Here is a 14,397-nt window from a genome sequence, read left to right as displayed (position 1 = left end):
CTGAAAGCTACGCTGCTGAAGCTAGTTCCGCTGCTAGTGTAACTGCTGGTTACAATAGTTTAGCAACTAGTCAAGCTGCCATTGCTTCAAGTTACGCTGCTGCTAATACTCAAAACAGTGCCGTAAACAGTGCTAACTCTGCTGCTAGTTCTGCTGCTTCAGCCGTTGCTAGTTACAACGCTGATGCACAAAGTCAAGCTGCTAAAGCATCTAATGCCGCAACTGCTGCCAGTGCCGCAGCTGTTAAGGCTGATAGTGATAATGCTGCTGCTTCTGCCGGAGCAGTCAATGTTACTAGCTTAGCTAGTCAAGCCGCTAGCGCTTACAATGCTGGTAACGAAACATTAGGTAGTGCTCTTAATGATCAAGCGGTTGCTTCCGCTGCTTCATTGAAGAGTTACGAAGCTAATGCGAATGCTCAATCAGTAATCGCTGCTTCTGCTACTACAGTTGCTTCGATCGCTGCTTCTAAGGCCATCGCTGATGAAAGTGCTGCTGCTAGTTATGAAGCTAGTGCATCTGCTGCTGCATCCAGTGCCGCTAATGGTGGTAACAGTGCTGCTTCAAGTGCTGCTAGTGCTGCTAGTTCCGAAGCATCAAATGCTTCTGCTCAAACATCTAAGTTTGCATCCGCTGCAAATGACGATGCTACGAAGGCAAGTATTGCTGCTAGCCAAGCATCCAGTGCTGACACGGCAGTAACTAGTTACTCTGCCGATGTTACTTCACAAAGTACTACGATGAGCAGTATCGTTGCTGGTAATCCAAGCAATGCTACGATCTCAAGTGCTGCTAGTGATTTGAACAGTGCTTCATCTGCTATGAACTCTGTTAAGAACGATGCCGATGCTCAAAACGCTGCTGCCAGTTCCGCTTACATCGTTGCTAGTTCTGCTGCTAGTGTTGCTGATAGTGCTTCCGTCGTTGCTAGTTCCAATGCTAACAATGCTTCGATCTTTATCAGTCAAGCTAACTCCGCAATGAGTGCTGGTAACATGGGCTCTGCTGCTAACTTCATCAGTCAAGCAACTAGTTACGCTAATGCTGCTAACGCCGTTATCAATGCTGCTAGTGATGCTAAGACGACTGCTGATAGTGCAACTTCAACTGCTCAAAGTGCTGCTAAGGCTGCAATCGCTGATCAAGCCAAGGCTAAGAGCTTAGATAGTCAAGTTAGTGCTGACGTAAGTTCTGCTGCTCAAGCTAGTTCCGCTGCAAGCAATGCTTCAAAGGCATCTAGCGATGCTTCATCCGCAAGTTCTGCTGCATCCAGTGCTGCTTCTAATAACAGTGGTGCTTCTAAGGCTGCATCGAGTGCTAACTCAGCATCGAGTGCAACTTCAAGTGCATCGAGTGCTGCCAGTTCTGCTGCTTCTGGAGCAAGTTCCGCTGCTAGATGCTTCCAAGGCTGCTTCTGGTGCTTCTGGTAACAGTGCTGCCAGTTCTGCTGCTTCGAAGGCATCCAGCGCTGCTTCAACTGCTTCATCTGCTGCTAGTCAAGCATCTAGTGATTCTAGTGCTGCTAGTTCAGATGCTAGTCAAGCATCTAGTGAATCCAGTGCTGCCAGCTCTGCTGCTAGTCAAGCTAGTTCCGCCGCAAGTCAAGCATCCAGTGATTCTAGTGCCGCAAGTTCTGCTGCTCAAAGTGGTAACAGTTCTGCTGCATCTAGTGCCGCTAGTGATGCAAGCAAGCACGCTAGTGAAGCTAGTTCCGCTGCTAGTGCTGCATCCAGTGCTGCCAGTGCTGCTAGTTCACATGCTAGCGATGCTAGTTCTGCTGCTAGTGATGCTTCTAAGGCTGCTTCAATTGCATCTAGTGCAAGTTCAACTGCTTCAAGTGCTGCTAGTGATGCTAGTCAAGCCAGTTCCGCTGCTAAGTCAGCAAGTTCTGCTGCTAGTGATGCTAGTTCCGCAAGTTCCAACAGTTCCGCTGCTAGTTCTGCAAATAGTGGTGCCAGCTCCGCTGCTTCTGGTGCTTCAAGCAACTCCAGTGCTGCATCCAGTGCCGCAAGCAATGCCAGTTCTGCTGCTTCTGGAGCAAGTTCTGCTGCTAGTCAAGCCAGTTCTGCTGCCTCTGCTGCTTCTGGTAACAGTGCCGCCAGTTCTGCTGCTAGTCAAGCCAGTTCCGCTGCTTCGAAGGCATCCAGTGCTGCAAGCAAGGCTGCTAGTGATAACAGCGATGCTTCAAGTGCTGCCTCCGCTGCTTCAAGCGCTGCTAGTGATGCCAGTTCCGCATCCAGTGCTGCCAGCTCCGCTGCTAGTCAAGCATCGAGTGCTGCTTCTGCCGCTAGTTCTGCTGCCCAAAGTGGTGACAGTTCCGCTGCATCCAGTGCCGCTTCGATCGCATCGAGTGCAAGTTCCGCTGCATCGAGTGCTGCTTCTGCTGCATCGAGTGCTGCTTCTAAGGCATCGAGTGAAAGCTCTGCTGCCTCTAAGGCTGCTAGTGATGCAAGTTCTGCTGCTAGTGAAGCATCCAGTGCTTCTAACGCTGCTAGTTCCGCCGCTTCTAAGGCCGCTAGCGATGCTAGTTCCGCTACAAGTGGTGCAAGCAATGCTGCTAACTCCGCTGCTAGTGATGCTTCTAAGGCTGCTAGTGATGCTTCTGGTGCTAAATCAGATGCTTCCGCTGCATCCAGAGCTGCTAGTTCTGCTGGTTCCGCATCATCTGCAACGAACTCCATTGCTTCTAAGACCGATTCAATGAGTTCCAGTGCTGCAAGCATGGCTTCTAACAACCCTGCTAACAGCGTCATCAGTAGTGCTGCTGATGTAATCAGTTCCGCTGCTTCTGATGCCGATAGTGCTAACTCAGATGCTAGTTCTGCTGCTTCAACTGCTAGTTCTGCTGCTAGTGATGCTAACTCTGCTGCTAGTGATGCTTCTAATGCTGCAAGCATTGCCAGTTCCGCTGCTAAGGCTGCTAGTTCTGCTGCTGCTCATGGAGATGCTTCTGGTGCTTCATCCGCTGCTGCAATTGCTAGTTCCGCTGATAGTAAGGCTAGTGCCGATAGTAGTACTGCTAGTGCTGATCGTTCTGCTGCTGAATCTGCTAATAGTGCTGCTCAAAGTGATAAGAGCATTGCTAGTTCCGCTGCTTCCGCTGCTAACAGCGCAAGCAAGGCAATTAGCCAAGCTGCTAAGGCTCAAACCAGTGGTGCTTCATCCGCTGCTAGTGCTTCATCTGCCGCATCCAGTGCTAATAGTGCTGATAGTGCTATCATCGATAGTGTCAACAGCATGTCTAATGATCTTAACAGTTACTCCATTGCTACTAGCGAAGCTGCTAGTGCTTCTAGAAGTTACGTCAGCTTAGCAATGAGTGCTGCTAGTCAAGCTGCTAAGGCTGCTGCAGTCAACGAAAGTGATAATGCTGTTATCGCTGGACTTGCTAGTGATGCTGAACAACAAGTCAGCTTAGCTAGTGCTGCTGATCAATTAGCTGAACAAGAATCTGCTCGGGCTAACGGTGCTTCCTTAGTTGGTAGTGTTGCTGCTAGTGCGGCTGTTCAAAATTACTTGATCGGTAGTTCTGCTGCTGATGATGCTTCCAAGTATGCTAGTGCTGAACAATCAGCTCGTGCTGAAGGTAACGTTTCATTAACTGAAACTTACGATTCATTGTTGAACAGTGCTGCTAGTGTTGTAACTAGTGCTTACAAGCTCAACTCACGCAGCGCAATGTCTACTATGACTTCCGCTGTTAAGACTGCTAGTCTTGCTGCTGCCTCTGCAAACAGTGATGAAGCCAATGCTTCAATTGCTGCTTCCAAGGCTGTGGCTGACCTCGTTAGTGCTGATAGCTTAACTTCTGCTTCTGCTAATGCCGGTAGTAGTGCTGCCAATACTCCAATTGCTAGTGCTGCTGCAATGAACGCATCTGCTAGTGCAAATGCTTCTGGTGCTCGCATGAACGCCGATGCTGCTGATAGCTACGCTAAGATGGCCAGTGTCGTTGCTAGTCAAATGGCTAGTGAAGCTGCTCAAGCACAACAAAGTGCTGCCGCAGTTCAAAGCGATGCCAACTTGTTCCCTGGTAATGCTTCCTTAGCTAGTCTTGCTTCTAATGCTTCTAACGCTGCTAATAGCGCTTCCGCATTAGCTAACCAAGCTAGTCAAGAAGCTCAAAAGACTAGTTCCAATGCTAGTCGGGCTGATCAAGCTGCTAATGATGCTGCTATCAATGCTGCTTTGGCAAGTCAAGCTGCTTCCTTAGTTGATAAGAATGCTGCTCAAGCTTCCATGGCTTACGCATTTGGTAACAACGTCTTAGGGGATGCTTACTTGAAGCAAGCTAGTTACGCTATGAATGCTTTAAGTGCTGCTGAATCACAAACAGCTGTTAACTCCGCTGTTGCTAGTGTTGCTACTGATGGTAGTCATTCTGGTGGTTCTAACGTCAACTCATTAGCTACAAGTGCTGTTAAGTTGAATACCAGAACTGCTACTGACAAGGTCAAGGCTGATCAAATCGTTAACGAGATCAACTCTGAAGTTGCTGCTGTTAACAACGTTAAGAGCGCTGCTGACAGTAAGGCTGCTGCTGGTTCATTAAGTGTTAGTGCTGCTAGTGCTTCTGCTAGTCTTGCTGGTAGTTACGCTAACCAAGCTAGTGCTGGTTATCAAAGTATGATCACCACTGCTGGTCAAGCTCAAGCTAACATCAACTTGTTGAGTGGTTTTGCTGCTAATAGTCAACAAAACGTTGTGGTTGCTAGTGCTAAAGCTGCTGCTGATAGTGCTAACGCTCGGATCAACAACTTGACGACTGCTGCTAGTTCCGCTACGGTCGTTGCTAGCCAAGCTTATGCTAGCGCATTGAACTTGGTTGCAAGTACTGTTGCTAATAACAACAGTGCTCAATCAGCTGTTACAGCTGCTAATGATGCTGCCAAAGATGCTGTTAATGCTTATCAAAGCGGTGATAACAATGCTGCTAGATTAGCTGCCAGTGTTGAAGGTGACTCTGCAAATGTTAACATGTTCACTTCCATGGCTGCTAGTGCTGCTAGTGCTACGAATGGTGAAACAGTTAAGGCTTCTGATGCTGCTAAGGCAGTTTCCGATGCTGCTGCTGGTATCGATGTTCCAATGAGCATTGTTGCTAGTGCCGCTTCCGTTGCTTCAAACAACGTTAGTGTTGCTAACTCCATCATGGCCAATACTAATTCAATCGTTAGTTCTGGAAATGACCACGCTGCTCAAGTTAGTGCCGATGCAAATAGTATCATTGCTTCATTATTTGCTGGTATTAACAATGTTACTGTTACTGATGGGGATGATTTCGACAGAATGGGTGATGACAACGATGCTCAAACAGTTTCCGCAACTCAAGGCTTCGGTGCTGTTCGGACATTCGGTGCAACTTCATCCAGTGCATCCGCTGCTAGTTCCGCTACTAACTATGATTCGATCATTGCTAGTGCTAGTGCTGCTGCTAGTTCAGAAGCTGCTAAGTTTAGTGCTGCTTCAATTGCAGCATCTAAGTACGCATCTGCTGCTGATAGAGAAGGTAATTCTGTAAAGGCACAAGCAGTTTCTAATGCAAGTGCTCAAAGTGCTATGCAATCTGCTCAATCACTTGCTAAGTCATATCAAGCTAAGGGTGAAATAGCTCAACTAGAATCTGAAAATAATGTTGCTGCTTCATACGCTGCTCAAATCAAGGATGTTTCAGCTGCTAATATTGCTATTTCAGTAGCATCATCTGCTGCTAAATCTGAAGCTTCAATTGCATCTAGTGCAGCTACTGCAGAATCAACTGCTAAATCAATTGCATCTTCTGCTTCAAGTGCATCCGCAAAGAGCTCCGCATCATCCAGTAGTTCTAGCTCTGCATCATCCAGCAGTTCCAGTTCTAGCTCCGCTTCATCTAACAGTAGTCATGCTAGTTCCGCATCATCCAGTAGCTCCAGTTCTAGTTCTGCATCATCCAACAGTAGTCACGCTAGTTCCGCATCATCCAGCAGTTCTAATTCCAGTTCTGCTTCATCGAACGGAAGCTCAGCTACTCCATCCAGTTCTAGTTCCAATGGTTCCGGTTCTGCCTCCAATGGTGGTAACTCAGGATCCAATGGTTCCGGTTCTGCTTCCAATGGTGGTAACTCAGGATCCAATGGTTCTGGCTCTACTTCAAATGGTGGTAACTCTGGTTCTAATAACGGTTCAAGTTCTGCTTCTAACGGTAGTAACTCTAGTTCCAATGGCTCCAGTGCTGCATCATCCAACAGTAGTCATGCTAGTTCAAGTGCTTCTAGCGCTTCGAATGGTGGTAACAGTAGTGCTTCTAACGGTAGTAATGCTAGTTCTGCTTCATCGAACGCAAGCTCTGCTGCAGACAAGTTAGTTCCTGTAACTAAACATCTTTACAGTACTCGTGGGGTTCAACTTTACAGTCAACCTGATCTTAAGAGTGCTAAGGGTGCTTATTACAAGGCTGAAAAACTTGCTGATGCCAAGGTATTCAGAGTTGTTGGCAAGATCACAAAGAATGGTAAGACGTTCTACAAATTAGCAAATGGTAAGTACATTCTCGCTAATGTACATCTTCACGATGTTTACTACGAAAAGGCTGATAAAGTTAGATTAGTCAAAGTTACTAAACGTGGTGGAATCCAAATCCATTCAACCAAAGACTTTAGCGATAAAGGTAAATGGGTTGCTAAGGGACGTAAGTTCAAGATCGTTAAGACGGTAAGACAAGGTACCATTACTCGTTTCTATCTTAGCGATGGACGTTACATTACCAGTAATAAGAAGTGCGTTAAATCATTACTTTAATCACTTCTGATTAATTAAAAAAGACATCTCCAAAAGGGGATGTCTTTTTTTGTGTTCTATATAGATAGTATTATAAAATGAATATAATACTTATTTACTTTAACTTATATAAAAATAAAACTAATTAAAATGTTAATAAAATTCCCTCAACAAGGAATAATTATCTTAATAGTATTATTTACTTTAATATGAATTTAGAGATGAATAGAGCGATTTTTAGCAGAAAATTAGACTATTTTTCATATTATTAGTCAATATAAAATAATTTTATCATTATTAATGAGCATGATAATTTGACCTTTAGTATATTCATAGATTTGACGGGACTCTTAAAATAAGCTACAATAATATCTTGTTAATAATGATATGGCGGTATTGGTGAAGGGGTTAACACACTGGTTTGTGGATCCAGCACGCGTGGGTTCGATTCCCACATACCGCCTAAGTAGGCATTCCTGAAAAGGGATGCTTTTTTTGTGTCATTTTACATGTATATTTATAATATTTTACTTTAACTTAAAAATAAAAAAATAAATAATAAAAAAACATTTCACATCAACTTATGTTCTTTTCTACGTATTTAATCCTATGTGCTATTAAAAGAGGTGGAGCAGGATGGATTTAAAATACATTATGGAACATGGGGATATTCGAGCGGCTTATGTGTTGGGGTGTTTGGAGGAACGGATGCGCTTAGCTTATCGATATATGCATCCGGAAGAAGCTTTCATTACATACCCAATGGAAGAACTTAGTCATCAGTTGGAAGTATCTGTAGTTCAGTGTGTCCAGATCATGGATCGTTTAGAAGCGCAGGGGTACTTAAAACGAAAACATGATCTAGCAGGACCTGACAAATTATATTTACCACGGCTCAAATTAACTAGTTCCTAATCAAAACTAAATAATTTAAGTTAGCACTAGCTTTATGGAAAATAAAGCATCTTTTTAGACTAAATGATTGCTTTTAAATGGGAAAAGAATATATTAAGGGTAGTTCGAGAAACTAAGTTTTGATAGTCTCCCGATGATCGTGAAAAGGAGTGGAATAGAATGAAGAAAGAAATTACCGCAGCCGTCGTTGATGAACGTAACGCCGCCTTTAAGTTAGAAAAAGTGATTTAGATGATGAATTAGATAGCAATGAAGTGCTCGTTCACATGGTCGCTTCTGGGATCTGTCATACTGATGAAACTGTCCGGAACGGAGATGTTGATGGACAAACTGGGACCTTCCCTTATCCTGCAATTGCTGGACATGAAGGGGCTGGGATCGTTGAAAAAGTTGGTAACGATGTCAAGGGTATCGAAGCCGGTGATCATGTTGTTCTAAGTTATGCTTATGATGGAACTTGTAAGAACTGTCTTGCTGGTTTTCCAGCTAGTTGTGTGAACTGGGGTAAATTGAATGCTTGTGGAGTTCGTGCAAACGGTAAACATGCTTTCTTTGCCAAAGATGGTTCACCTATTTCGAATTTCTTTGATCAATCTAGTTTTACGACTGAAACGATCGTTAACGACCGTAATATTATCAAGGTTCCTAAGGATATCGATCTTCGTAAGGTAGGACCTTTAGGTTGTGGTTTTGTTACCGGTGCTGGAACTATCTTCAACGCTTTGAAACCAGCTCCTGGTTCTTCGATCGTTATCATGGGAACTGGAGCTGTTGGTCTCGGTGCTTTAATGGCTGCTAAGATCATGGGTTGTTCTAAGATAATTGGTGTTAACCACCATGATGCCCGGTTGGAAGTTGCTAAGAAGTTAGGAGCAACCGATGTGATCAATAATGCGAAGACCGATTGGATCAAAGCGGTTCAAGATCTTACTGATGGCTTAGGTGCAGATTATGTTGTTGATACGACTGGTTTGACTAAGTTACAAGAAGAATGTGTGACAGCCTTAGCTCCTGGTGGTCATTTTGCGCCATTAGCAGTTACTCAACATAGTATGACCGTTAACCCATGGACTGATCTTGAAGCTAGTCAAAAACATATTGATGGGGTCTTAATGGGTAATGCAGTTCCTCAAATTACGATCAAGAAATTGATCGAATTCTGGCAAGCAGGGAACTTCCCATTTGATACGTTGGAAAAGACTTTTGATTTTAAAGACATTAATGAAGCCGATAAAGCTTCTAACGATGGCTCTGTTATTAAACCAATTTTGATCATCGACAAGGACTATGTTCCTGGAAAATAATTAAAAATTAAAATCGTTCAAGAGTAAAAATTTCATTTCGTAATTGGACGAAAGCAAAAAGCTTATTGGTGAATTCCAGTAAGCTTTTTTATTGTTAAAAGTTATGATTTGCAACTAAAAAAGTATCGGGATGCATACGGATAAAAAGTGTTGCTATTACGAATGGGATAAAAAGAATGGTTTGTCACTTTTTTTAAAAGTTATTTGATGAAAAAAGCTGTTCGCTCAAAAATTGTTCATAGCCATGAATAATAGGTCTAGTAACTAATTCGAACATCAAAAAATGAGATTAAAATTTGTAAATCGATGTTATTGATGGGTGACACTTTTAAAACGTTTGTACCTTAGAAGTAAAAATTGTTATTATAAAGCATGTTACTAACTGGTAGGAAAAATATTTTGAGTCCCATGATCAGTTCTGACTATGTGGGTAGGTCAGATGAAAGGATATACGATAAGTCCAATAAAGCTATTTTTATATATGGATGGAGTCTTAATTATGGGAAAGAAAATTACTAAAATATGTCTATTGGTAAGTGTCTTATTATTTTTTATAGTAGGGGGAGTATTACCTGCTAGTGCTAATACTAAAATTACTATTACGACTAGTAAGAAAACTAACAGTTCTAATAGTGGTGCCAATAATATTGTTCGATCTAATAACAATTTAAAGATCGTAGCTCAACATAAACTTGCTCATCAAACCTATAACAAGAGTTTGACTGGGATGCGATGGATCTTTGACCGGCCTAGTGGGTTAGCGAATGCCAAATTGATTTCCAATGGAGCTGATGTGAATAAGTTGATCAATCAAGGAGCTCGTTTCATGACTTATCAAGTGGCACGAACTAATGATGGGACCTTCTATTATAAGGTGGTTTCTCAACATCACAGTGTTTGGGGATGGATTCGTGCTGATGGGATCAAAGCTGCTCCAATCGTTACGAATGCTTTTATTAAAGTTAAGATCACTAATATAAAGATGATCAATGATCATAACTATAACCACGTTTTGAATGGTAAAGCACGCGTGTTTAATAAACCTAGTGCATTGAACGGTGCCAAGATCATTTCAAATCAAGTTGATGTGAATCAATTAGCTAAACAAGGCGCACGATTTAGAGTGCAAAGAATTGCTAAGACAAATGATGGCAATACCTATTATCAGATTGACTCGTTACATCATACACTTAAGGGATGGGTCGTAAGTGGCGGTCTAGTTCCATCTAATTATTAATCAAATTAGATTCAATAAAAAAACGATCAATGTAAAAATATTGGTCGTTTTTTATTTGGAAGAACTAGATTGGAATGGTAAGGAATAATAAAGGCGATAATTTTTGATTTATAATTATATAATTGTAATTAATTATATTTTACTTTAACTTTAAATAAACAAAAATAACAAAACAAATTAACTAAAAACTTGCAACAAAGTTAAAAATGATTTATTATGAAGATGCTTAAGGAATTATGAATCAGTTAAATAATTGGCTAAGATGTTTAGATAAGTCTCACGGGCTCAGTTGCCCAGGACTTATCTTTTTTTATTTTAAAAAGCAACGACTGACAAGTAATTTTACTTGTCAGCTATCAAAATTTACAATATTAATAATTAAGAACGCTCCAAATTTAATTAAAGGCTTTTTATTAAAATAATTGACTTTATTTTCTTTTGGCCTAGAATATATATTAATTAATTTCGTAATTAAACAAAATGAGCAGCAGAGTAATTCGTTCTGTGGGTCCAGAAAATCGTCACTGGCTGTGAGACGATCGAAGCGGACGAATGAAGATGGGTTGTGATTTGGCATTGTCAATGAGGCAATGATGGCTTGGCACTTCATTACTAGTGCACGCGTTGTTAGACGTTAGTGAGGGATGCAGCTTGAACTGTATCTGAATTAGAATGGTACCACGGTTACCCCGTTTCTATTAATTTAGAAGCGGGGTTTTTTGTTTTTTACGAAATTAAGGTAATCAGGAATATATTCAGTGTGTTATCAATACTTATACGATCAACTTAGTTGTGATCATATTTTTAAATAACGTTGACCAAGAAAGGATGTTGAACGATGAAATACGCAATTTTAGGTGCTGGGGGCATGGGCCTTCATTTTGGAACATTATTACAAGAAGTAGGGTATCAAGTTGACTTTATCGATACTTGGGAACCTCAAGTTGAAACGATCAGGAAACAACATGGTGTTTACGTTTCTCGCCGAGGCCAAGGACGTCATTTAGTTCCGATCGACAATATTTATTATCCTGAAGAATATCATGGGCATCCTGATGTTGTGATCCCATTTACCAAACAGATCGGTCTGTCAGAAATGCTTAAACGTTGTGCTCATTTCTTCAATGATGACCAATATGCGGTCACTTTAATGAATGGGATGGGTCATATTGAAAAGATCGATCAATATTTCCCTAAACAACATGTGATCGGGGGAACTGCTTTGATCGGTAGTATCTTAACTAAACCTGGGGATGTTGATTATGTAGCGAAAAAAGGGACTGGTTCCTGTAATCTAGCTAATCAAACCGAAAAAGTTGATGCTACGACTAAAGAAATTGCTAAAGAATTTACTGAAGCAGGATTGAACGCTAGTATCCATACTAATTTCATGGGAACGTTATTGTCTAAAGTCATCTTCAATTCCGTCTTGAACAGTCTTTCCACTAGTTTCCAATGTGCCTATGGTGAATTCATCGAAGCGCCTTCAGCTAAATCGATGAGTATCGACCTGATTAATGAAGCGTTCGATGTTTGTGAACGAGCTGGGATCGAACTATTGAATACGCGTGAAGAAGAATGGCAAGTAATCTATCATACTGCCCATGACGTTAATCCAGAACATTATCCTTCAATGTACCAAGATCTGGTAACTGACCGACCAACCGAAGTTGAATACATTAATGGCTATATTTATCGCTTAGGCCTTAAGCATGGCTATATTGCACATAATCATAAGTTCGCAATTGGATTAGTTCACTTGGCAGAAAAATTGCATCAAATTCGCGGAGACCAAGCTAAATAAGTTCAAGCTAATTATGCATTTATTGAAATGTTTAGTGAGGCTTTCTCTAGGCGGCATCCTTTTGAGATGATGGTTCTAACGAATAGTTTAGCTGTTAGATTGAATTTAACGATGGGGATGCCTAATTGTGGAAACATTTAAAAAGGGCCTTGCAGAAGGAGGGAATCATTGATGGATCTAAAACAACAATTACAACATTTGAATCAAAAAGTGCAAACGATGCAATCAAATCAAATCGTTGATTTTAATATGCGAATCGCTAATATTCCAGGACTGATCTCACTTACTTATGGGGAACCAGATTTTCCGACGCCAGAACACATTAAATCAGCTGCCATCCAAGCAATCAATGATGACCAAAGTCATTATACTGATTCGCTGGGTATCGAACCATTACGGGTCAACGCTGCTAAATTTCTTCACGATAAATATGACCTTGATTATGATCCAGATGATCAGATCATTACAACGGTAGGGGTAGCAGAAGGAATCCATGATGTTTTTACGACTCTATTGAACCCCGGAGATGAAGTCATCGTTCCTACCCCAACATATCCACTCTATGCGGCTAATATCAATTTTTGCGGTGGTGAACCGATCTTTATCAATACCGCAAAAGATGACTTCATTTTGACCCCAGAGCGATTAAATACGGCCTTAAAAGACCATCCTAAAGCCAAAGCAGTGATCATTAATTATCCTAACAATCCAGTCGGCAATACCTATACTAAAGACCAGTTAACAGCGCTAGCCAATGTGATTAAAAAACATAATATCTTCTTGATCAGTGATGAGATCTATAGTGAAATGACTTACGATGAACCTCATTTTTCAATCGCTAAGATCCTGCCAGAACAAACGATTCTTTTAAATGGAGCTTCAAAAACGTTCGCAATGACTGGCTGGAGAATCGGTTTGATCTGTGGTCCGGCTCCATTGATCAAAAAAATTAATGCGGTTCATACTTTAATCACGACTCATGCAACTAATAATGCAGAATATGCGGCTAGTGAGGCATTCTTACATGGTGAAGATGATGCTGAACCAATGAAGCGAGCTTATCTTAAACGAAGAGCTTTGTTACGGGATGGTTTAACGAAAGCCGGTTTTTTAAGTCCTGAACCAACAGGGGCTTTTTACATCTTCGCAAAGATCCCTGCTAAATATGGCCATGATAGTGTCGCATTTGCATTACGGCTAGCTAAAGAAGCTAAAGTTGGTGTCATGCCGGGGGTAATCTTTGGACCTGGTGGAGAAGGTTATCTTCGTTTTAGTTATGCCGCTAGTAGTGATGATCTTAAAAAAGTAGTTGCACAGATTCAACAGTTCGTTGATAATAATTAGTTGAGATGAAAAAATAAATTAATTTACGAATGTCCTTGCATTATCTTAGTAAAAGAACTATTATAAAGATGCTTAAGGAATTATGAATCAGTTGAATAACTGGCTAAGATGTTTAGATAGATTTCACGGGATTAAGTTCCCAGAATCTATCTTTTTTATGCTCTAATTAAAAATATATAATGATTCATTTTTGGAGGGTATGCTTGATATATCTAATTTAAATAATTAATTTAAATTAGACTTAGATTTACTTGCATTTTATAAATAAATGGACTACTATAAAGATACTTAAGGAATTATGAATCAGTTGAATAACTGGCTAAGGTATTTAGATAAGTCTCACGGGCTCAGTTGCCCAGGACTTATCTTTTTTTATTTCAAAAAGTAATTAGCTGACAAGTAAAAATACTTGTCAGCTAACGAATTAATGGTATTGTATTTTCAACAGATGAATCTATTTATTTATTTTATATTTTATTAGGGATGTCACTTGCGTTTTCTAAATAAAAGAACTATTATGAAGATGCTTAAGGAATTATGAATCAGTTGAATAACTGGCTAAGAGTTAAAGATAAATCTCACGGGATTAGATTCCCAGGATTTATCTTTTTTATTTAACATTTATAAAAAAATGTAAGTTGATATATTTTACTTTAACTTAATAAAACAAAAAACAAATAAACTATACAACAAAACAATGAATGAGGACTCTATTTGTATCCTGAATAGTCTAAATAATGTCTTAAATGTTGTTATCACAGTAATATTAACAATAGTAAAACATCTTAATTAATCAATAATAATAGATCTATTTAAAAAATTTTGTTAATAAGTTTGTACATTATATATATAAAAACATAACCAAACGTCATTATTATTAATCATTTAACGTTATTTTTATCCTATGTCACTGTTAGTATGTAATCGTGAGATAGGAATGCCGTTGAAACAGGGATGAATGATCGTAGTTTTAAGGGATGGCACTTTCAAGATACATGACATCTCATCGAAGTCGTCTCCCTGGGCCTTTTGACGGT

6 protein-coding genes, 1 tRNA gene and 1 pseudogene are annotated in these 14,397 nt (G+C 40.6%); all 8 read left to right on the top strand.

The window, feature by feature from the left end; genetic code table 11:
* The first annotated feature begins 389 nt into the window (after positions 1-389).
* The 8 genes and pseudogenes from AC3B6G_RS06440 to AC3B6G_RS06405 all read left to right on the top strand — a co-directional run bounded on the left by AC3B6G_RS06440 (position 390) and on the right by AC3B6G_RS06405 (position 13,360).
* Positions 390-1,430 carry a hypothetical protein gene (locus AC3B6G_RS06440; RefSeq protein WP_489849588.1) on the top strand — a complete coding sequence of 347 codons (1,041 nt, stop codon included), beginning with the start codon at positions 390-392 and terminating at the stop codon, positions 1,428-1,430.
* Positions 1,431-2,700: 1,270 nt separating this feature from the next.
* Positions 2,701-6,777, top strand: a complete 4,077-nt coding sequence (locus AC3B6G_RS06435; protein WP_489848454.1) for a DUF5776 domain-containing protein — start codon at positions 2,701-2,703, stop codon at positions 6,775-6,777.
* A gap of 369 nt (positions 6,778-7,146) precedes the next feature.
* Positions 7,147-7,219, top strand: a tRNA-His gene (locus AC3B6G_RS06430).
* Positions 7,220-7,392: 173 nt separating this feature from the next.
* Positions 7,393-7,671 carry a hypothetical protein gene (locus tag AC3B6G_RS06425; protein ID WP_489849543.1) on the top strand — a complete coding sequence of 93 codons (279 nt, stop codon included), beginning with the start codon at positions 7,393-7,395 and terminating at the stop codon, positions 7,669-7,671.
* A gap of 159 nt (positions 7,672-7,830) precedes the next feature.
* A pseudogene (locus AC3B6G_RS06420) lies at positions 7,831-8,975 on the top strand (NAD(P)-dependent alcohol dehydrogenase).
* A gap of 499 nt (positions 8,976-9,474) precedes the next feature.
* Positions 9,475-10,212: a hypothetical protein gene (locus AC3B6G_RS06415; protein ID WP_489849545.1), complete on the top strand. Its 738-nt coding sequence runs from the start codon at positions 9,475-9,477 to the stop codon at positions 10,210-10,212.
* Positions 10,213-11,050: 838 nt separating this feature from the next.
* Complete coding sequence (locus AC3B6G_RS06410; RefSeq protein WP_489848449.1) at positions 11,051-12,016, top strand: ketopantoate reductase family protein; 966 nt, start codon at positions 11,051-11,053, stop codon at positions 12,014-12,016.
* 171 nt (positions 12,017-12,187) lie between these two features.
* On the top strand, positions 12,188-13,360 hold the full coding sequence (locus tag AC3B6G_RS06405) for an aminotransferase class I/II-fold pyridoxal phosphate-dependent enzyme (RefSeq protein ID WP_489848448.1): 1,173 nt from the start codon (positions 12,188-12,190) through the stop codon (positions 13,358-13,360).
* The last annotated feature ends 1,037 nt before the right edge of the window (positions 13,361-14,397 follow it).

This window comes from Nicoliella sp. ESL1149, assembly GCF_058107265.1.
This window is presented reverse-complemented; position numbering and strand designations above follow the sequence as displayed.